Origin of the sequence: Oceanirhabdus seepicola (assembly GCF_023684385.1) — a bacterium.
Classification (GTDB): domain Bacteria; phylum Bacillota; class Clostridia; order Clostridiales; family Clostridiaceae; genus Oceanirhabdus; species Oceanirhabdus seepicola.
Map to the genome: position 1 here is coordinate 65,399 of NZ_JAGSOJ010000004.1, position 19,311 is coordinate 84,709.

Consider the following 19,311-nt stretch of genomic DNA (forward strand, 5'->3'; position numbering starts at 1 on the left):
AGTATATATTATTATTGGTATATAAAGCCATTTATTACCACAACAAGGAGATCGAATATGAAAAAGAAACACATTCTGATTATTGAAGATGAAGTAAAAATTTCTCGTTTCCTTCAGCTAGAACTGGAATATGAAGGTTATATGATAACTCAAGCTTATGATGGTAGAGACGGTCTAGAAAAAGCCCTGAATACAAATCCCGATATGATAATCTTGGATATAATGCTTCCAGGGCTTAATGGTATAGAAGTATGCCGAAGAATTAGGCGTGAAAGTGATGTGCCAATAATAATGTTAACTGCAAAAGACACCACAATGGATATAGTAATGGGTCTTGATATGGGTGCAAATGATTACGTTACAAAACCATTCGCTATCGAAGTCCTACTGGCAAGAATAAGAGTTATCCTAAAGAACAATCATGACAATGTATTAGACACCAAAGTTCTTACTCTAAAAAAATTGTCTTTAAACAATGAACAACACACAGTGAAATTTAATAATGACGTGATAGATTTAACCAAAACAGAGTTTGATCTTTTAAAATATCTTATGATAAATAAGAATATTGCACTATCTAGAGACCAAATTCTAAACGAAGTTTGGGGATATGATTATACAGGAGATACCAATATTGTTGATGTATATATACGTTATTTAAGAGCTAAAATTGACAGTCATTATAATGTGAAATATATACACACAATCCGCGGAATTGGTTATATGATTAAAGATGAAGAAGAATAAAAATCCTCTTGAGAGAGATAATTTTGATAAAATAATGAGAGCACTTACTAAGCATATACTTTATATCTCTGATAGTATAACTAAATTTATTTCTTCTCCCCCAAAGAAATTCAAAGTTTATATTAAAGAATTTAAAGCTAAGATTACTAGATTATTTAGGTTTTCTATAACATTTAAATTAACAGTCTTCAGCTCATTTAAAATTTTAAGAGAACTTTTAGGAACAATTCTGTTGCTTATCCTATTATTCTTTGGATTTAATATATTCATAATAAGAAATGATTTTATCACAAAGTCAGAGTATATTTCAAATAATTTTAATGCTATAGATAGCATAGAATCTAAAGCTCCCATGTCAACCCATATAAAGAGTTACATGAAAAGTGAAGATATATCTGCTATCATACAAGAAGATACTAATGTTTTATTAAACACTTATGATAATAATAGCAACCTTCATGAAAACACTCCAATTAGTCAAGATACCGTTGAAATAAATCCAGAATTTATTTTAAGTAATGATATGTTTTTTATAGATGAAATTTCACTAGGAATAACTAAATTAGATACCTTTGATTTTTATCTTATATATAAAGATAATTTTAATATTGATGACCGGGTAATAAATTTAACCTTTGTTAGAAGTTTAGAAAATGAGCTATTATATATTCAATATTTTCTACTAGGTATATCAATATTATTTTTATTTTCCTTATTATCATGTTCTAAGTATATATCTAGGCTAACTAAACGTATGATAAAGCCTGTATATACCATGAATGATGCTATCAAAGAGATAAATGTAAGTAATCTTGATACCCGTTTAGATATTAGCGGTTCTCAAGATGAACTTAAAGATCTTGCTCTAACAGTAAATAATATGTTTGATAGAATTCAAGATTCATATGAAAAGCAGAAACAATTTGTATCCGATGCTTCCCATGAACTAAGGACGCCAATTGCAGTAATCCAAGGATATGCCAATCTCCTCTCAAGATGGGGAAAAAATGATAAAGATGTTCTTGAAGAATCCATCCTTGCAATAAAAGATGAATCTGAAAATATGAAGGATTTAGTAGAGAAATTATTATTCCTCGCAAGAGCTGATAAGCATACTCAGAAGATTGATAAGAAAGAATTCGATCTTTCTATTCTTATTGAAAGTATATGTAAAGAAACCAAGCTCATTGATTCGAATCATACTATTTCATCAAATACAGAGGAAAATTTAGTTCTATTCGCCGATCCAAAGCTAATAAAACAAGCACTTCGTATACTTGTAGATAATAGTATAAAATATACTCCAGAAACAGGTTATATAAATATAAGTGCGTTCTCTGAACAAAATGAGATAATTATAAGAGTTTCCGATACAGGTATGGGAATTTCCGCTAAAGATATCCCCCATATATTTGATAGATTCTACAGAGTAGATGAATCTAGAAGTAAGCAGGATGAAAAAGGAGGAACTGGACTCGGACTATCCATTGCCAAATGGATTGTTGATACTCATAAAGGAACTATCTCAGTTGAAAGTTCCCTTGGTGAAGGAAGTACCTTTACTGTTAAACTCCCTTTTACTTCGAGTATGATATAGAAATAAATGTATAATTGATAATGGAGAATGGATAATGATGGATGGTTCTACTTACGCAGAACCTATATTTTATTGGTCTTTAGGACAAGAGGTTTTTACTCATTTTATCCTTGGATATAATTTGTATTTAAGATACAGTGTTTCATTACAAATGAAACGAGTAAATCTATCATTGTCCAACGAACAATAATATTAAAATTTCTCGAAGAGAAATCTCAATCATTCTCCATTCTCCATTTCCTTTAAGCTCTCAATTTGTCTTTAAGTTTTTATATCTTTTATATTTATTCCTTGTTTTTTAATTTTACAATAGCGCCATCTTCATTACCAACAATCAAAACATCAGTCATATCCAAAAACATTCCTATATCCACTACTCCTGGAATATCTTTAAGTTTTAATGAGAATTCGTAAGGATTATCAATCACACCCATATGTAAATCTATAATATAATGTCCCCCATCTGTTTTAAAAATTTCTTCATCAATTTCTCTAAGAACTGGATTAAATCCACTCTCCATGAAAAAATTAAAAAGATGTGTATATGCATATGGTACCACTTCAACTGGCAAAGGAAATTTTCCTAATTTATTAACTTTCTTGCTATTATCAATAACCCAAATAACCTTTTTTGAGGCGAAAGCTACTAATTTTTCGTATAGTAATGCTCCTCCTCCACCTTTTATCCCATTAAAATTTTTATCTACTTCATCAGCCCCATCAATAGTTACATCAATATAGTCTACATCATTTAAAGAAAATATTTCTAACCCCAGCTGCTCCCCTAATTTAGTAGTTTTACTCGAGGTGGAAACACACCTTATTTTTAGTCCGTCTTTCCTAACTCTTTCAGCTAATTTCATAATAGTGTAATATACTGTTGATCCTGTTCCCAATCCCACCGTCATACCATTTTCAATAAACTCCGCAGCCTTTTCTCCTGCAATTTTCTTGGTATTCATTATTTCATCTCACTCTCATAATATTGATAATTTATTTATAGTTCCTTATCATAACAATGGAACGGTTCTTCTCTATGCCTGAAATAAACATCCCCAACATACTTATATCCCAATTTTCTATACATACCATTTGCTTTTGTATTACAACTGTAACAATCTAATCTAATTATCTTAGCTCTTCTTCTTAATGCTTCCATTTCAAGTTTCTCCATAAACTTTCTTGCATATCCTTTACCCTGATTATCAGGATCCATGGCTAACCTATGTATCACTAAGACACCATCAATGGAAAACGATACATCTTCTCTTGTTATGGTTTCAATCTCTTCATCCTCCAAAGTAGATTTTTCATAATTCCAATCAACCTTAGCATATTCTGATTCCTGATTCCCATCAAGTGCTGCTACTCCAATGACACTACCTTCTTCATATTTTCTTAATACATATAAGTTTGAATTCCTAATATCTACTGTAAATCTCTCTTCATTTGGATAATATTCATCCCATTGATAAATCTCCTGTTCGTGCATCTTCTGTACAACCTTTTTGATTACAATCATTATTTCTTTTAAGTCAGACATTTTTGCTTTTGTGATATTAACTTCTTTCATATCTACACCCCCACTTCTTATCTTTGCCCATAGCCCGTACTATTAATTCTAATTTATTGCTTTAATTATACCATTTATATAAAGCCTATGAAAATCCATACTCTTAAATGAACTAAAACATGACACTCAATTGTCTTATTTAAAATGCTAAAATAGTATTATAAATAATTAGGAGGACACAAATATGAAAGTTGGAGATAATTTATTTATCAGAATAGACTATCCAATAAAAGGGGCATCGACAACCTCTAAAGACTACGAAGACCATATGGAATTTATGAAAAATTTAATGAGAGAGAGAAAAGTAATTGGTGGAGGGTTTAAAGATGAGAACGGTGGTATGATTATTTTTGAATGTGAAAACTTAAATGAAGCTAAAAAAATTGCTTCTAGAGATCCTTTAATACTTAGAAATCTCTATTCCTGTACTGTTCATGAATGGGAAGTACTTATTAATAATAATCAATATGAATAAATTGCAACTATTCTTGCTGAGGACATTCCTTATACATAATAGTACAAGTTCAAGATATTTTCTAATATCTTGAACTTGTACTTTTTCAATATTACTTAAAGAAAGAGAGCTACGTTACATATTATATAGTTCAAACCCATTCCTCAATTCTTCCCAATTCCAATTTTATTCTAACTTCCATTTAACCAAAAGTCCATTTATTTAATTTCTATTCTTTGTTTATGAATGTTTATACGCACAAAACATTGTTGTGTAGCCATTTAAAATATTACCCTTGCATATTGTTTTGAATTGATATATAATTAAAAACAATTACAAAAGTCCAATTTCACAAAATATATTCTTGTGAAATTTATATATGTTATTAAATTTACGAAAATAAAACAGGAGGTAACTATGAAAAACACTAACAATTTCTTACGAAAAAACACTCTACACAATTACACTTTGAAAAATGACTCTGAGCCAAATTTACATAAGGATATCTTCCCTTATTCAGAGATTCCAAAGGTGACCTTCAATCAGGTTCAGTATCCAATGTGCCTACCTGATGATATATGGATAACGGATACAACCTTTAGAGATGGTCAACAATCCATGTCCTCTTTTACTGTTGATCAGATAGTTAGATTGTATGACTACCTACATGAACTCGATAATGGATCAGGAGTCATTAAACAGACCGAATTTTTTTTATATTCAGAAAAGGATAAAGAAGCAGTTCGTAAATGTATGTCAAGAGGATATGATTATCCTCAAATAACTTCATGGATTCGAGCTGTTAAGGAAGATCTGAATCTGGTTAAGGAAATGGGAATTAAAGAAACTGGTCTTTTAATGTCCTGCTCAGATTATCATATTTTCAACAAGTTAAAACTCACAAGAGAGAAAGCAATAGACATGTATCTTTCCATCGCAAGAGATGCTATAGAACATGGTATAACTCCTAGATGTCATCTTGAGGATATAACAAGAGCCGATTTCTATGGTTTCGTAATACCTCTAGTTAACAAACTCATGAAACTTTCTAGAGATAGTGGTATTCAGATTAAGATAAGAGCCTGCGATACGCTAGGGTTAGGTGTTTCCTTTAATGGTGCTGAACTTCCAAGGAGCATACCTGCCATAATGCATGGCCTTAGATATCACACTAATGTGCCTTCATCAGCTCTTGAGTGGCATGGCCATAATGACTTTTACGCAGTGGTAAATAACTCCACTTCAGCATGGCTCTACGGATGTTCTTCAGTAAACTGTACACTATTCGGAATCGGTGAGAGAACAGGCAACTGCCCTCTGGAGTCCATGCTCATAAACTATGTACAGCTTACAGGAAAAGGTAAGAATCTTAACCTTGGAATTATCTCAGAGATATCCTCTTATTTTGAAAGAGAAATGAATTATAATATTCACTCTAGAACCCCATTCATCGGAAGTGAATTCAATGTTACTAAGGCTGGAATTCATGCTGATGGCTTGTTAAAAGATGAAGAGATATACAATATTTTTGATACTGAAAAAATACTTAACAGACCAATTGTAGTTGCTATTAACCAGTATTCAGGATTTGCCGGTATAGCCGCTTGGATTAATACCTACTTTAAACTTAAAGGTGACTCTAAAATCTCTAAAAAAGATCCAATAATAGCACCAATAAAAGAATGGATAGATAAGCAGTATTCTAATGGACGAACTTCTGTAATAAGGAATAACGAACTGAGAAACTTCATAAACGTTCATTATCCTAACCTAATTAACAGAGGCTGTACTGAAGCTATTTAAACCAATATTTTTAGGAGGACTAATTTATGAAATTAACAGTTGCAGAGAAGATAATTCGTACGCATTTGGTTCACGGGAACCTTCATCGCGGTGATGCTATCTCTCTTAAAATAGATCAAACCTTAACACAGGATTCTACTGGAACAATGGCATATCTTCAGTTTGAGAGTATGGGTATCCCTAGAGTTCGAACAAAAAAATCGGTGGCATATATAGACCATAATATGCTTCAAGCTGGCCCTGAAAACGCTGATGATCATCTTTATATACAGAATATAGCTAAGAAACATGGAATATATTTCTCAAAACCAGGGAATGGAATCTGTCATCAAGTTCATCTTGAGAGATTCGGTGTTCCTGGGGAAACACTTCTAGGTTCAGATAGCCATACTCCAACAGCTGGCGGAATTGGTATGCTTGCCATGGGAGCTGGTGGACTTGATGTTGCAGTTGCAATGGCTGGTGGAGAATATCACATTACCATGCCTCAGATTGTGAAGGTTGAACTTCGTGGGAAACTCCCTTTAGGCTCATCTTCCAAAGATATAATTTTAGAGGTATTAAGAAGGTGTTCTGTTAAAGGTGGCGTAAACAAAATTTTCGAATATTGTGGTGACGGACTAAAATATCTCAGCGTTCCAGAGCGGGCTACAATAACAAATATGGGCGCAGAACTTGGGGCAACAACCTCAATATTTCCTTCAGATGAGATAACTTTTGAATTTTTAAAGGCACAAGGTAGGGAAACTGACTTCATTGAAATAAAAGGAGATGAAGGGGCACGATATGATGAAGAGCTCATAATATCCCTTGATGAACTTAAACCTCTTGCCGCATGTCCACACAGTCCAGATAACATAGTTCCAGTAAATGAGTTATCAAAGATAAAAGTGAGTCAGGTTGCAATTGGGAGCTGTACTAATTCATCATATATGGATCTTATGAAGGTTGCTGAACTCCTGAAAGGAAAGACCATAAAGGAAGACGTGTCACTTGTCATATCGCCTGGTTCAAGGCAGGTTCTAAACATGCTTTCTGAGAATGGTTCGTTATCCTCATTGATATCAGCTGGAGCAAGAATACTTGAATGTGCCTGTGGACCATGTATTGGTATGGGTCAAGCCCCTAATACAGATGGTGTATCCTTGCGAACCTTTAACAGAAATTTTAAAGGGAGATGTGGAACAACTTCTGCTGATGTTTATCTTGTGAGCCCAGAGGTTGCAGCTGTATCTGCATTAACTGGTTATATAACTTCCCCAGAAAAATTAATGGAAGATGTTCATGTTTCTATGCCTAATAGCTTTACAATAAATGATAATCTTATCATTCCACCTTCAGAAAATGGTGATGATATTCAAGTAGTTAGAGGTCCCAATATAAAGCCTGTACCCAAAACCCATATCCTTGGTAATACCTTAAAAGGGACTTCACTCATAAAGGTTGAAGATAATATCACAACAGATCATATAATGCCATCAAATGCGAAGCTACTCCCTTTTAGATCTAATATACCTTATCTTTCTAATTATTGCTTAACTCCTTGTGATGAGGAATTTCCACAGAGAGTATTAGAAAATGGCGGTGGCTTCATCATAGGAGGATCAAATTACGGACAAGGATCTAGTCGTGAACATGCTGCTCTTGCTCCACTTTATTTAGGAATAAAAGGCGTGATTGCAAAATCCTTCGCAAGAATACATGAACAGAACCTAATAAACAACGGTATTCTCCCGCTGTGCTTTGAGAATGAGGAAGATTATGATCATATAGATATGATGGACGAGATAGTTATTGATAATCTTTTAAATCAGATAGATTGCCCTGTAATTACAGCTAGAAATATTACGAAAAATAGAGATTTTAAACTACTTCTCCATGTGAGTCCAAGACAAAAGAGCATGCTCTTATCCGGTGGTCTATTAAATCTAATCAAGAATTCCAAATAGAATAGGAGGCAAAAATATGAAGATAACACTTATACCTGGAGATGGAATAGGCCCTGAAGTAACAAACTCTGCTAGAAGAATAATTGATGCAAGTGGTGCTGATATTCAATGGGAAATTGTAGAAGCTGGTGCTTCTGTACTTAAAACATATAACACTCCCCTTCCTGATCATGTAATAGCTAGTATAAAGAAGAATAGAATAGCTCTAAAGGGGCCAATAACAACCCCTGTTGGAAAAGGTTTCAGAAGCGTGAATGTACAATTAAGACAGAAATTAAACTTATATGCTAATGTAAGACCAGTAAAATCTTTTGAAGGAATACCATCCCTTCATTCAAATGTAGATTTTATTATCGTGAGAGAAAACACAGAAGGTTTATATGCAGGGATTGAGCATAATATTGGTGACGTAGCTGCTGAGAGCATTAGAATCATAACAAAGGAAGCTTCTGATAGAATCAGTAAATTTGCTTTTGAACTTGCCAAAAATGAGAATAGAAATAAGGTTACTGCAACACATAAAGCTAATATACTTAAACTATCTGACGGACTATTTTTGAAGTGTGCTAAGGAATGTGGCTCTCACTATGAAAATATAGAGTTTGAGGATATCATAGTTGATGCCATGAGCATGAAACTTGTACAATTCCCTCAGAACTATGATGTGATAGTGGCACCTAATCTTTATGGAGATATATTATCGGACATGAGTGCTGGACTTGTTGGAGGACTAGGTCTTATCCCTGGTGCAAATATAGGTGATGAAGCTGCAGTCTTTGAACCTGTTCATGGCTCTGCTCCAGATATTGCAGGTAATAACATATCAAACCCAACAGCTACAATATTATCTGGGATAATGCTTCTAAAATATATTGGTCAGAATAAGGCTGCACAGAAGATAGAAACAACTCTTCATAAAATTTTTAGAGAGGGCAAACACCTAACCCGTGATTTAGGTGGAACTTTATCTACAGAGGAGTTCACCAATGAGGTAATTAGAGAACTTCTCAAGCAATAGCTTTTATCCTATAATAAAAAAACTGGCTCTGCTTACACATAAAAAATTAAAAACCTTTAAAACAAGTGGACAACGTACAGTTGACAGTTGACAACGATGGATATTTCTCACTTAGGTGAGAAGTTACATTTTATTATTCTTTAAATAATATAGAAGTTTACTCATTTTATCCTAGATAAACTATTGTATTTAAAATGCAATATTTCATTATCTATATGAATCAAATATGCCATTGTCCCAAAAACAATATGCTTAAAATTTCACGGAGTGAAATATCATTCGTTGTCCATTGTCAGCTGTCCACTGTCAACTATGTTTTTTATCTAAGCATTAGCTATTAATTCTTTTTTACTATCTTGTAGTTTACTAATATTCTTTTCCTGTGATTCAATATTTTTACTAAGCCTATTAATTATATGCCTTACTCTATATTTAGCATCTTGAATTCCACTTAAAGAATCATTAATTTTTGACTGAACATTCATGTCTGCAAATATCCCATCAAAGAAGTAATCAGCAAACCTAGAGAAAGAATCAATATTAATATCAACATTAAAATTCATATTTACATCTGATAATTCTCTTTTAAATCTATCTAATTTTGCCCTAGCTTCAATCATATAATCCTTAGCTTCATCAATTTTTGAATGTTTTGCCGAGGTAACTAATAGTCCCCCTCCAAGCATATCCCAAGTCCCATAATTCTTTGCACTATTTAGTGCCTCTTCTGCCCTTATAAGTGATGAACATGCTATTTCACCCGCTTGTACTGCTTCATATGATTCATTTATATTCCCTCTTATTTGGATCATTTCATCATTTATTTTCTCCAGTTCAAAAGATATTTCACTTCTTGAAGTTACTAATTTTTTTTCCTTCTCTTTTAATAAATCTTCTAGTTCAGTATTCAACATACCGAACTTCTTAATCTTACCATAATAAATTTCTCTCTCATCCTTAAAATGCTGAACTGTATCCTTAATCTCATCATATTTAATCTTAGCCTTATAATATTCTTCCTTTTCCTTTTTCAACAATTCCTCTTTATTTCCCATAATTGTGTGAAGTATATTAGAAAAAGTAAGCTTCTCAAGTTTATCCACATCACGTTCTTCACTGGTAAGTTCTTTAAAAAGCTTATCTTGAATCTGCTCATGATGATTGATTTCATTATCTACCTTTTCCATCATACGCTGAAGTCTATCTCTCTCTGCCATTTGTTCTCTGATATGCACTATCTTTTCATTAATCTCATTAATCATATCTAAATCCCCCTAATTTATATATAATATTATTTCTTTTCCAAAGATTAATTAAACACTTCAAAGCTAAATATACATAAGTTTACTGTATATTAAAACTAATTATACCATTTGTTTTAAAAACTACAAATTTACACATTTATTTTACTTCATTCAGATTTCTGTACTAGTACAACCTTTAAATACTATCATTGATGCTCAATATGTTTCATCTTATACTTTGAGTATATGATGAAAGGTTGTGATAATTATGTGTACGTGTAACTATATAATCAGAAAAATAAAAGTGGATGATAAACCTGCAATTCTAGACATATTCAATTATTATGTTGAGAATTCAATGGCTGCATATTCTGAAAAACCAGTGAATGAAGAATACTTTTTTCATGGTATTAAAGAATCCTGGTTCTATGTTGTTGAAATAGAACAAAAAATAGCTGGTTTTGCCTTTCTTAGACCATTTAGAGCTACCCCTACCAGTTCTCACGTAGCTCAAATTGGTTATTTTATAGATTCTAAATGCACTCACAAAGGGCTTGGTAAAAAGCTTCTAGATACATTATTTAAAATTGCTGGAGCAGATGGTATTACAGAAATTTTGGCACATGTTTCTTCATTGAATACTCCAAGTCTTAATTTCCATAAGAAACAAGGTTTTAATGAATGTGGTCGTTTTAAAAATGTTATTATAAAGAATGGCATCCCTATTGATATGGTTTGGTTCCAGAAATCAGTTAAATAGCTATAATGAATAAAAACTCTGGAAAAATATGTGATAATATTTCTCAGAGTAATTTTCTTGCTATTATATTCTTTTATTTATTACAATTATTCTTACACATACGTTTACGTTTATTACATCCTACTCTACTTGATTTGCATTTAGGACAATTGTCCTTATCCCCTTCAATGTTCAACTCATATGTGTTACCACATTCCTTGCACATAAATCTACAAGCTTTTCCTGTGTAGTGTCCACCTGAAATATTTATTGCTTTACCTTCTGTTAAAGCTCTAGCCACTTTATTTCTTGCACTATCTATTATATTCTGAAAGGTTTGACGAGAAACTTCCATCTTCTTTGCACATTCCTCTTGATTTAGTTTCTCAATATCTTTCAATCTCATAGCTTCTAGTTCCTCAAGCTTTAATGCTATCTCTTCAACACTATTCGAATTTTCACTTTCAGGTACAAAATACGTTTTTGTAGGAAAAAATTCAACTCTTCTAAATTTAGTTGGTCTTGGCATAAAATAACCTCCTGTACCTATTGTATATAACTTAAAATTAATATCACCTATAATTCACAAATTATAATGAGTTATTATAATTATACTATAGGTTGTTATATTTTATAAGTATAGGAGTAGTTAAACTTATTCTCCGCAATCACCTTCATGTTCATGCTCTCTACACACACTTCCTGATGATACCAAAGTTCCATCAAGAAAACGCTTTATAACTTCTCCACACTCTCCACATGCACCAACAATAACATCAATATTGTTCTTATTAAATAATTGTTGCGCTCTTTCTCCCATTCCACCCGCTATAATAATTTCAACTCCTAAATCATTTAGAAATTGAGGTAGAAATCCTGGTTTATGTCCTGGATTTTCTACTAAAGATTCATTTATTATTTTTTTCCCTTTAATATCGTATACTTTGAATCCCTCACAATGTCCAAAATGTCCACTCACATTATTTCCTTCACTAGCTATTGTTACTCTCATATTACTTAGCCTCCTATAATATTTAATATTTTCCACATCTATTCAATCGCCTTAGGCATATGAAAATAAATAACAAGTCAAAGATGCGACGGATATTTTGCGAAATGCGAAGAGTTGGGTTCCGCTGATAGTAGTTCTATCAGTGGGTTCCGAAGATGAAGCAGTTCGCAAAATAGACTAGCATACTGACTAGTTATTTATTTGAATATGCCTTAAACACACTACTACTAAGCAGTTCCCATGTGAGCCTTACCTGGAGTATTTATTTCATCCAGTTCATTTCTTATATATGCTTTCACTATCTCTTCAATTTTAGAATTCTTGCTTCCCTTAAATACTTTGATACCTGCTGCACTTATAATTTTAAAAGCATTAGGTCCAAGATTTCCTGTTATTATTGTTTCCACATTCTCATTCACAACCTGTTGAGCTGCTGTAATCCCAGCACCTCCTGAAGCATCTAATCCATTGTTGTTAACACTATAACTCTCACCTGTCTCAGTATCATGAATTATAAAATATCCACATCTACCGAATCTCATATCCATAATCTCTTCTCTTGTATTTCCCATAGAAGATATTGCTATTTTCAAATTAATCATCTCCACAACTTTATTGGCATATGCTAATTACATCTTACACCCCATTGCAGTTATTGTCAAATGCCAATAACTTTTTTTCTAAAACAATTATACTATTTCGTAATAATTTATTTAAAAACAATGAACCCCAACAGAAATAAATTTTATATTTCTATTGAGGTTCATTATTTTTATTATAATATTTTTATATTCTTCCAAAATTCTTAAGCTTAATCAACACCTCAAGGGTTTTCACTCCTGTCCAATTCTTCTTTGCTATCTTCCACTCTTCCTCGTATTGTCCCCATACCCAAGTTGGTTCAATAACACCTTTTTCCTCTAACATATCAATAAGATAATCTAAATTTTCATCTATATATCTCTGTTCGATTCCATATATGTTCTCCTCAGGACTATCTATAAAGTCTAGTGGTTGTGGCACATATTCATTCCACTTTTTACTATCAGTACAAATACACTTGCCTACTCCTTCTTTAAGTTTTTCAACCATCTTTTCTTTAAAATTTTCTCCAACTAAATGATATAATGTGATATAACAATAAAGTTCATGAACTTCAAATTCTTCCATACTATTTAAGTGCTCTAATGATAGTTTCATTAAGTAATTCACATTAAGATTATCAACGTATTGTGAATATATATATAAATATCCTATAAGTTCTGCACTTGGATTACCATTGTATTTTTTTTCCTCATTGTCTTTGCTATAAGTCCACCAAGGGGCTCTAGGATAATCATTTACTTCCTTCTTTGTGAATCTCCATCCTTCAATTTTATGATCGAAACTTTCTTCTAGATATGTCATTGCATTTTTTATGATTTCTTTTGAGCTCTCATTTGTATCATAATCTTTAAGTATCCTTAATGCAATCGATGTTGCCATTGGCGTAGATCCAGGATACAAAAAATCTGACTCAAGAGCATTCCCTGCTCCACCATCATGATTTATATACTTTTTTACAGCCTTAATAACTTGAGAACTGTCCCCATTTTCAAATACATTCTCAAATATCACCTTCTCTAACTCTCTTGACTCATTCATTATGAAATTCCTAGCCTTACTAAATGCTTCTTTAGATAATTTTTTCATCAATTTCCCCTCCATTCATACTATAACCCCATTATAATAAAGTGAATATGACATCTGCATGTCATATTGATTTTATTATATAAAAATTATTGATAAATCCCACTCTACTTTACTGATATAACATCTTCTATCCCAACCCTCTTCCAATTACTTAAGTCTTCTCCTTTTAGAAGATCAAATGTGTATATTCCATACTCAACCATCTCTGTTGTCAATATCTTAGTTTTTTCAGATTTGCAATTATACTCCTCTAAAAACCTATTCATATGTTTGATCAATTGACCATATTTTATCATGCTTACTTTTTTATCTTCTCCACCAAACATCTTTTTCCTTGTTTGCACTATCAAAATATAATCACAGTTAGGAATAATTTGTGCTCTACAATCCTTCCAAGTTACTGTTCTATATAATATACCCTTGTCTTTTCTTTTCATTAAGAACAGATTAGGTACAACATAATCATCTCCAAGTGTATCAGCTATAACATTTTTCTCTCTATGATATTTCCATATATCATAGGATACTTCCTGTGATATAGTATTTATCTCCTGCCCATTGTCCTCACTCAATTCCATGAACTTCTTACTGTTCCTTGACCATATTTCATAAAGTTCATCAAATGAATAGTGTCTTGATTCATTATTAAATTTCTCCTTAACTCTATATTCATGTGATAACTCATAATCCATTGATGAGTCTGTTACATCAACTGAAGAATACTCATCAGGCACTATTGTCATTTTTAACTCTCTGCATGCTCTCTCCACATAAGCCACAGCTTCTATTGCATAAAAGTGTGGTTTATCACATCTCACCTCAAATACTAAACCAGTAAATCGCCCAATATTGTTCTGACTTTTCAGCTCATCATAATATTGGAATGAGAATTTAACCTTTGTGTCACTATTATAATAATTGTATATATAGTTACTCTCACCATTTTCTACTGTTCTAAAGTTTGGCAATGCATTAAAATATCTCTTTAATTTTTTCCCATCAATTCTGTCCATATATTCTGTAAAAAAGAATAATCTCATTACCATATTATCACGTCACCAACTTAAGATTTATTTTCTTATTTAAGGCAAATTCAACATATAATTTCCCCTAATTCTTTTAATGATGTAACGGTATAATCAGCCTCACCTTCAAACCTTTTAGTATAGCCATGTCTGTTTATCCAGCAGGTTTTTATTCCGTACTTCTTTGCTCCCATAATATCTGATGTAGAATCTCCAATGTGCAAGATTTCTTCCGGAAGAACATTATAGTGTTCAAGAACATACTTAAATATGTTAGTTCCTTTAGTATTTTTGTATATACCATATTCTTCAGATATGAAAGCTTTATCATAATTTATCTTAGGAAGTATAGGATGAATCATATCCTTATCAGCATCACTCACTATGCACACCTTACTTTTTAATGCTGCCATCTCAATAAATTCTATGCTATCATCATAAAATTCCGCATTACCATGTTCTTCAAGAATTATATTAACTGCAGTTTTTGAAACAATATCACTCTTCAGTTCCTTAAGGGCAATCTCATAATATATCTCAAATATATTTCTGATTGTCATAAACTCCTCATTATTATTACTATGCTTATGAAAATTTTGAAATATATATCCATTTATAGTTCCCCAGTATTCATCTTGAAGTTCTTTTGTATATCTATCTTCAAGTATCTTTCTCCAAATTACATCTCTTCTAGTATTTACATCAACTAAAGTTTGAAACATATCTAAACTAATAACCTTAAACATTCCTCTCCCCCCTAAGTCATATTTAAATAATCAGTCACATTATTTTCAATATTCTTCTATTATTGTTATCGTATAATGTTAGGTGTTACTTTACAATGTACAAACTAGGGACGGTTCATTAATCTTTTTAGAAAATTAATGAACCGTCCCCGACTTGTTCGATTTATATTATATGGCATATAGAAATTTTTGTATATAAATATAAATTATGCTATAATCCCTTATAATGTATAGTTTAAGCTATTGGGAGGAAAATATATGTCTACAATGAAAGATTTAAGAAATCTTGCAGTTCAACTTGAAGCTTTAAGTACTGAATACAGCAGACTTACTTGGGTTCAATATACTGCTGGTTATGATTTTGGGGTTATTGATGCTTATAAGAAAATTACTGACTACCTACAAGACAAGAAAAATTATAAGATTGTATTAGATATGAAAGAAAAAGAAGAAACTTTGAATTTTGAGGATAAGAGAAGAGTTGAACTTATGTTCAACCAGTTTGAACCTTATCATCTGTCGCCAGAGTGTACTGAACTGTCTGAGAAGATTGAAGCAAAAGTAAATGAGCTATCTAAGATATTAAATACATTCCGTTTTAAGCTTGATGGAAAAGAGATAACTTCAGTTGAAATTGCAAATATTCTATCTCAAGAAGAAGATAGAGAAAAGAGAAAGGCAGCATTCTTCTGTAGATCTCAAATTGATAAGCCTTTAATAGACGGAGGTTTTTTAGAACTTCTAAAACTTAGAAAAGAATATGCTAAGCTTAGAGGGGAAAAAGATTTCGTAGAATTAAAACTTAAAGAAGACGGATTAGATTCATCTGTATTCAATGGATGGAAAGAACAGCTTCAAGAAATGCTTCCTAAAATTGAAGAGAAAAGAAAAGAATATGCTGAAAAATATAATGGTGGACACAAGATTATGCCTTGGGATGAGAAATATATCAACTCAAAATTGGCACCACTATTAAACAAAGAAATTGATCTTTCAAATTACTATGATAACTTAAGAGACTTTTTCTTACTGTTCGATATCAACATAGATGAATATAACATAACTTATGATGTTTTCCCAAGAAAGAATAAATCTGAATGGGGGTATAACTTCCCAATCAAGACTGGTAAAGATTCAAGAATACTTGCAAATATCAAGAACAAATATTTTAACTATGGAGTATTATTACATGAAACAGGACACGGAGTTCATTCATTCTTAATGGATTCTGAAATGGTTATCCTTAACGCTGGAGTTAATGGTATTGTTACTGAAGGTATTGCAAACCTCTTTGGCAGTTTTGAAAACCAAGAGATTTTCTTTGAAAAATTCTTTGGAAATGAGATTGAAGAAGCTCGTGAGCAGTTTAAGAATATTAGAGAGTATTCCAAATTAACTTCTTTATTCAGCATAACAAGTATATTATTCGATCAAGAATTATACAGAAATGATGTTGAAAGTCTTGATGATATTTATTCAGTTTACTGGAAAGTTTATAAAGAACTTTATAATGAGGAACCATATGATAAAGTATTCCCATGGGGCTTCAGAATACATCACACAACTCACCCAATATACCTTCATAATTACTTTATGGGAGATGTAACATGTGAGATGTTAGCTAAAGTATTCAACGAGAAAAATGGTACAAAGAGCATCGCTGATAATCCAAAAGAATTCAAGGAATTCTTAATGAAAAAAGTTATTGAGCCATCTGGATTATATAAATACAACGAACTATTCGAAAAAATCAGTGGAGATAAATTCTCACTTAAATATATCTTATAAAAACAAACAAGGGGACGGTTCATTAATTTACTAAATAAATTAATGAACCGTCCCCTTGCTTGTCTTATATTTAATACTGCTCAAACTCCAAATCACATACAACTCCATAATGATCACTAGGGGTTAAATTATTTACCCTATGATTACCAATAACTTCAACCTCCACTAACTTAGGACTTACTTTCGGATACGGATATTCTAACATTACCCAATCAAATCTTCCCGGTACCTCAATAGCATATTCACTATCCCATCTAGGATTATTCTTGAAGTCCAATGTCACCTTTGCTTTCATATTATGTTTTACTGCATAACTTTCAGCTAAATCAATCCACCATGTTGCATGATTGTCTAATGATTGCTCTCCTGTTAGATACCTGTGTACACTTGAATTTTCATAAGAATTAAAATCTCCAATTATAAATTCATAATCTGTGGTTTCATATTTCTTTATTCTCTTAATAGCTTTTACTATCTCAATTTCTCTGTTAAGAGCACTTTTATAATCAAGATGAACATTTGTTACTCCAATATTCATACCTTTATAGTCTATAACAGTTCTTAATACCCCTGAGTTATGTATCTCTTCATTCTCTTCCCAATTAGTCTCACTATGTATAATAGGATATCTACTTAAAATCGCTAGTCCCTCTTCACAATCATGATATTTTTTCCACAAGGAATACTCATATCCACATTTTTCTCTTATGTAATTTACAACCCCTTCATCCCTCACTTCTTGAAGCCCAATAATATCTACATTATTCTGTTTTATAACCTCACATAAAAGTTCTAATCTTATATCAAAATCTTTCTCTGATACCCAAATATTATAGGTTAATATTTTCATTTTCTTATCCCCCTTAATCTGTATCCCCATACATCTTCTTAATATATACTATTTTACTTCATTAAAGTGACCTTGTAAAATTATACACTTAAATGTAATTTTATTGTAACAAGACAAATAGAGTGACAAATACGGTAACAAGCAGGGGGACGGTTCATTAATTTAATAAATAAATTAATGAACCGTCCCCCGCTTGTCTATAAATACTCCACTATCTCAACTGGTAACAAAACCTTGTTACCCTTAATAAACTCACTCTTATTAACCCACATTGCTTCACTTACACCTAAATCACAATTACTAATAAACTTCTCATTTTCATAATAATTTTGGGGAAGTTCCACCTCATATAGCATCATTATTTCATGAGCTTTTACCCCATTGATTTCAAAAGGATTCTCAATAACTCCCAAGAATTTTTCACTTATTAACTCTGCCCCTACTTCTTCCTTGTACTCTCTTCTTAATGCCTCAGTTGCCTTTTCCTGAAATTTCATACCTCCACCAAATAGACGGTAATACACAGAACCTCTTGATGCATCTTTTTCTTCAATCACTAAAATTTCTTCCCCTCTTCTAGCAAATCCCTTAGCAGACACCCTTGTATCTTTCTTTATAAATTCAGAACATAATACCTCAGAATCATAGAATCTTTCTGTAAATTCAGTTAATGCTTCTATTTGATCCTTACTATAACTTATACTATCCCTTGCCACCACAAGTTTATCTTCATCATCATCTTTTCTATGTATTATTGCGATAACTCTACCAGTATATCGCTCTAAAGGTTCAAACTCTCCAAGAACATAAGCATCAATTTCTTCTCCGTCCCCTGCTACAGTATTAGGTATATATCCGTAATTAATTGGATATATGAATCCATGCTCTGGATGCTTACTCCCCATAGGTCTATCCATTATAACTTGGACTTCTTTTCCGAAGTATTCTTTCATCTTATCCAACTCTTTCATATTTACTCTCCCCCTTAATTCATCACTATATTAGTCATATTATAACACTAATCCCTAGATATCTATTATTATTTAATTTAAAAATACCCCCTCTTTTTATAAC

At 32.0% G+C, this 19,311-nt stretch carries 20 protein-coding genes; 9 read left to right on the forward strand and 11 right to left on the reverse strand.

The window, feature by feature from the left end; all coding sequences use genetic code 11:
• The first annotated feature begins 57 nt into the window (after positions 1-57).
• Genes KDK92_RS17300 through KDK92_RS17310 form a run of 3 tightly spaced genes read left to right on the forward strand, consistent with a single transcriptional unit; the run spans position 58 to position 2,534 of the window.
• Positions 58-747 (forward strand): response regulator transcription factor, encoded by a 690-nt coding sequence (locus tag KDK92_RS17300; protein ID WP_250860614.1) that lies wholly within the window; start codon positions 58-60, stop codon positions 745-747.
• Positions 734-2,344 (forward strand): sensor histidine kinase, encoded by a 1,611-nt coding sequence (locus KDK92_RS17305; protein ID WP_250860615.1) that lies wholly within the window; start codon positions 734-736, stop codon positions 2,342-2,344. Before KDK92_RS17300 ends, KDK92_RS17305 begins: the two co-directional genes overlap by 14 nt.
• 34 nt (positions 2,345-2,378) lie before the next feature.
• Positions 2,379-2,534: a hypothetical protein gene (locus KDK92_RS17310; protein WP_250860616.1), complete on the forward strand. Its 156-nt coding sequence runs from the start codon at positions 2,379-2,381 to the stop codon at positions 2,532-2,534.
• 94 nt (positions 2,535-2,628) lie between these two features.
• Here KDK92_RS17310 and rpiA read toward each other — a convergent pair whose 3' ends face one another.
• Both rpiA and KDK92_RS17320 read right to left on the reverse strand, forming a co-directional pair.
• Positions 2,629-3,306: a ribose-5-phosphate isomerase RpiA gene (rpiA, locus tag KDK92_RS17315; RefSeq protein WP_250860617.1), complete on the reverse strand. Its 678-nt coding sequence runs from the start codon at positions 3,304-3,306 to the stop codon at positions 2,629-2,631.
• A gap of 35 nt (positions 3,307-3,341) precedes the next feature.
• Positions 3,342-3,917 (reverse strand): GNAT family N-acetyltransferase, encoded by a 576-nt coding sequence (locus KDK92_RS17320; protein WP_250860618.1) that lies wholly within the window; start codon positions 3,915-3,917, stop codon positions 3,342-3,344.
• 184 nt (positions 3,918-4,101) lie between these two features.
• On the opposite strand from KDK92_RS17320, the gene KDK92_RS17325 reads away from it, so the two are divergent.
• From KDK92_RS17325 to KDK92_RS17340, 4 genes are all read left to right on the forward strand, one after another.
• Positions 4,102-4,392: a YciI family protein gene (locus KDK92_RS17325; protein ID WP_250860619.1), complete on the forward strand. Its 291-nt coding sequence runs from the start codon at positions 4,102-4,104 to the stop codon at positions 4,390-4,392.
• A gap of 396 nt (positions 4,393-4,788) precedes the next feature.
• Positions 4,789-6,174, forward strand: coding sequence for a beta/alpha barrel domain-containing protein (locus tag KDK92_RS17330; RefSeq protein ID WP_250860620.1), 1,386 nt, complete (start codon positions 4,789-4,791; stop codon positions 6,172-6,174).
• Positions 6,175-6,200: 26 nt separating this feature from the next.
• Complete coding sequence (locus KDK92_RS17335) at positions 6,201-8,123, forward strand: aconitate hydratase (RefSeq protein WP_250860621.1); 1,923 nt, start codon at positions 6,201-6,203, stop codon at positions 8,121-8,123.
• 16 nt (positions 8,124-8,139) lie between these two features.
• Positions 8,140-9,141: an isocitrate/isopropylmalate dehydrogenase family protein gene (locus tag KDK92_RS17340; protein WP_250860622.1), complete on the forward strand. Its 1,002-nt coding sequence runs from the start codon at positions 8,140-8,142 to the stop codon at positions 9,139-9,141.
• Between the two features lie 323 nt (positions 9,142-9,464).
• Here KDK92_RS17340 and KDK92_RS17345 read toward each other — a convergent pair whose 3' ends face one another.
• Positions 9,465-10,403: a hypothetical protein gene (locus KDK92_RS17345; RefSeq protein ID WP_250860624.1), complete on the reverse strand. Its 939-nt coding sequence runs from the start codon at positions 10,401-10,403 to the stop codon at positions 9,465-9,467.
• A 250-nt stretch (positions 10,404-10,653) separates the two neighbouring features.
• Between KDK92_RS17345 and KDK92_RS17350 the strand changes: the two genes are divergently transcribed.
• Entirely contained in the window at positions 10,654-11,145 is a 492-nt protein-coding gene (locus KDK92_RS17350) for a GNAT family N-acetyltransferase (protein WP_250860625.1), read from the forward strand.
• 73 nt (positions 11,146-11,218) lie between these two features.
• Here the strand turns inward: KDK92_RS17350 and KDK92_RS17355 are convergent, their stop codons facing one another.
• The 6 genes from KDK92_RS17355 to KDK92_RS17380 all read right to left on the reverse strand — a co-directional run bounded on the left by KDK92_RS17355 (position 11,219) and on the right by KDK92_RS17380 (position 15,599).
• Positions 11,219-11,653: a DUF134 domain-containing protein gene (locus KDK92_RS17355; RefSeq protein ID WP_250860626.1), complete on the reverse strand. Its 435-nt coding sequence runs from the start codon at positions 11,651-11,653 to the stop codon at positions 11,219-11,221.
• Positions 11,654-11,779: 126 nt separating this feature from the next.
• Positions 11,780-12,136 (reverse strand): NifB/NifX family molybdenum-iron cluster-binding protein, encoded by a 357-nt coding sequence (locus KDK92_RS17360; protein WP_250860627.1) that lies wholly within the window; start codon positions 12,134-12,136, stop codon positions 11,780-11,782.
• A 227-nt stretch (positions 12,137-12,363) separates the two neighbouring features.
• On the reverse strand, positions 12,364-12,729 hold the full coding sequence (locus tag KDK92_RS17365; protein WP_250860628.1) for a NifB/NifX family molybdenum-iron cluster-binding protein: 366 nt from the start codon (positions 12,727-12,729) through the stop codon (positions 12,364-12,366).
• Between the two features lie 193 nt (positions 12,730-12,922).
• The gene (locus KDK92_RS17370) at positions 12,923-13,828 is read right to left on the reverse strand and encodes a hypothetical protein (protein ID WP_250860629.1); all 906 of its coding nucleotides are present in this window, start codon (positions 13,826-13,828) and stop codon (positions 12,923-12,925) included.
• A gap of 104 nt (positions 13,829-13,932) precedes the next feature.
• A complete protein-coding gene (locus tag KDK92_RS17375) occupies positions 13,933-14,841 on the reverse strand; it encodes a hypothetical protein (protein ID WP_250860630.1) in 909 nt (302 codons plus the stop codon).
• Between the two features lie 80 nt (positions 14,842-14,921).
• Positions 14,922-15,599, reverse strand: coding sequence for an HAD family hydrolase (locus KDK92_RS17380; protein ID WP_250860631.1), 678 nt, complete (start codon positions 15,597-15,599; stop codon positions 14,922-14,924).
• A 258-nt stretch (positions 15,600-15,857) separates the two neighbouring features.
• Between KDK92_RS17380 and KDK92_RS17385 the strand changes: the two genes are divergently transcribed.
• On the forward strand, positions 15,858-17,387 hold the full coding sequence (locus KDK92_RS17385; RefSeq protein WP_250860632.1) for a M3 family metallopeptidase: 1,530 nt from the start codon (positions 15,858-15,860) through the stop codon (positions 17,385-17,387).
• A gap of 70 nt (positions 17,388-17,457) precedes the next feature.
• On the opposite strand, the gene KDK92_RS17390 is transcribed toward KDK92_RS17385, so the two are convergent.
• A complete protein-coding gene (locus KDK92_RS17390; protein ID WP_250860633.1) occupies positions 17,458-18,237 on the reverse strand; it encodes an endonuclease/exonuclease/phosphatase family protein in 780 nt (259 codons plus the stop codon).
• Positions 18,238-18,434: 197 nt separating this feature from the next.
• Complete coding sequence (locus tag KDK92_RS17395; protein WP_250860634.1) at positions 18,435-19,208, reverse strand: inorganic diphosphatase; 774 nt, start codon at positions 19,206-19,208, stop codon at positions 18,435-18,437.
• Positions 19,209-19,311: the final 103 nt, after the last annotated feature.

Excerpts from the sequence above, each read along its gene's own strand:
- KDK92_RS17390 (WP_250860633.1), bottom strand. The coding sequence starts at position 18,237 with ATGAAAATATTAACCTATAATATTTGGGTATCAGAGAAAGATTTTGAT.
- KDK92_RS17375 (WP_250860630.1), bottom strand. The coding sequence starts at position 14,841 with ATGGACAGAATTGATGGGAAAAAATTAAAGAGATATTTTAATGCATTG.
- KDK92_RS17305 (WP_250860615.1), top strand. The coding sequence starts at position 734 with ATGAAGAAGAATAAAAATCCTCTTGAGAGAGATAATTTTGATAAAATA.
- KDK92_RS17310 (WP_250860616.1), top strand. The coding sequence starts at position 2,379 with ATGATGGATGGTTCTACTTACGCAGAACCTATATTTTATTGGTCTTTA.
- KDK92_RS17355 (WP_250860626.1), bottom strand. The coding sequence starts at position 11,653 with ATGCCAAGACCAACTAAATTTAGAAGAGTTGAATTTTTTCCTACAAAA.
- KDK92_RS17320 (WP_250860618.1), bottom strand. The coding sequence starts at position 3,917 with ATGAAAGAAGTTAATATCACAAAAGCAAAAATGTCTGACTTAAAAGAA.
- KDK92_RS17335 (WP_250860621.1), top strand. The coding sequence starts at position 6,201 with ATGAAATTAACAGTTGCAGAGAAGATAATTCGTACGCATTTGGTTCAC.
- KDK92_RS17370 (WP_250860629.1), bottom strand. The coding sequence starts at position 13,828 with ATGAAAAAATTATCTAAAGAAGCATTTAGTAAGGCTAGGAATTTCATA.
- KDK92_RS17380 (WP_250860631.1), bottom strand. The coding sequence starts at position 15,599 with ATGTTTAAGGTTATTAGTTTAGATATGTTTCAAACTTTAGTTGATGTA.
- KDK92_RS17300 (WP_250860614.1), top strand. The coding sequence starts at position 58 with ATGAAAAAGAAACACATTCTGATTATTGAAGATGAAGTAAAAATTTCT.
- KDK92_RS17330 (WP_250860620.1), top strand. The coding sequence starts at position 4,789 with ATGAAAAACACTAACAATTTCTTACGAAAAAACACTCTACACAATTAC.
- KDK92_RS17395 (WP_250860634.1), bottom strand. The coding sequence starts at position 19,208 with ATGAAAGAGTTGGATAAGATGAAAGAATACTTCGGAAAAGAAGTCCAA.
- rpiA (WP_250860617.1), bottom strand. The coding sequence starts at position 3,306 with ATGAATACCAAGAAAATTGCAGGAGAAAAGGCTGCGGAGTTTATTGAA.
- KDK92_RS17340 (WP_250860622.1), top strand. The coding sequence starts at position 8,140 with ATGAAGATAACACTTATACCTGGAGATGGAATAGGCCCTGAAGTAACA.
- KDK92_RS17345 (WP_250860624.1), bottom strand. The coding sequence starts at position 10,403 with ATGATTAATGAGATTAATGAAAAGATAGTGCATATCAGAGAACAAATG.
- KDK92_RS17325 (WP_250860619.1), top strand. The coding sequence starts at position 4,102 with ATGAAAGTTGGAGATAATTTATTTATCAGAATAGACTATCCAATAAAA.
- KDK92_RS17350 (WP_250860625.1), top strand. The coding sequence starts at position 10,654 with ATGTGTACGTGTAACTATATAATCAGAAAAATAAAAGTGGATGATAAA.
- KDK92_RS17385 (WP_250860632.1), top strand. The coding sequence starts at position 15,858 with ATGTCTACAATGAAAGATTTAAGAAATCTTGCAGTTCAACTTGAAGCT.
- KDK92_RS17360 (WP_250860627.1), bottom strand. The coding sequence starts at position 12,136 with ATGAGAGTAACAATAGCTAGTGAAGGAAATAATGTGAGTGGACATTTT.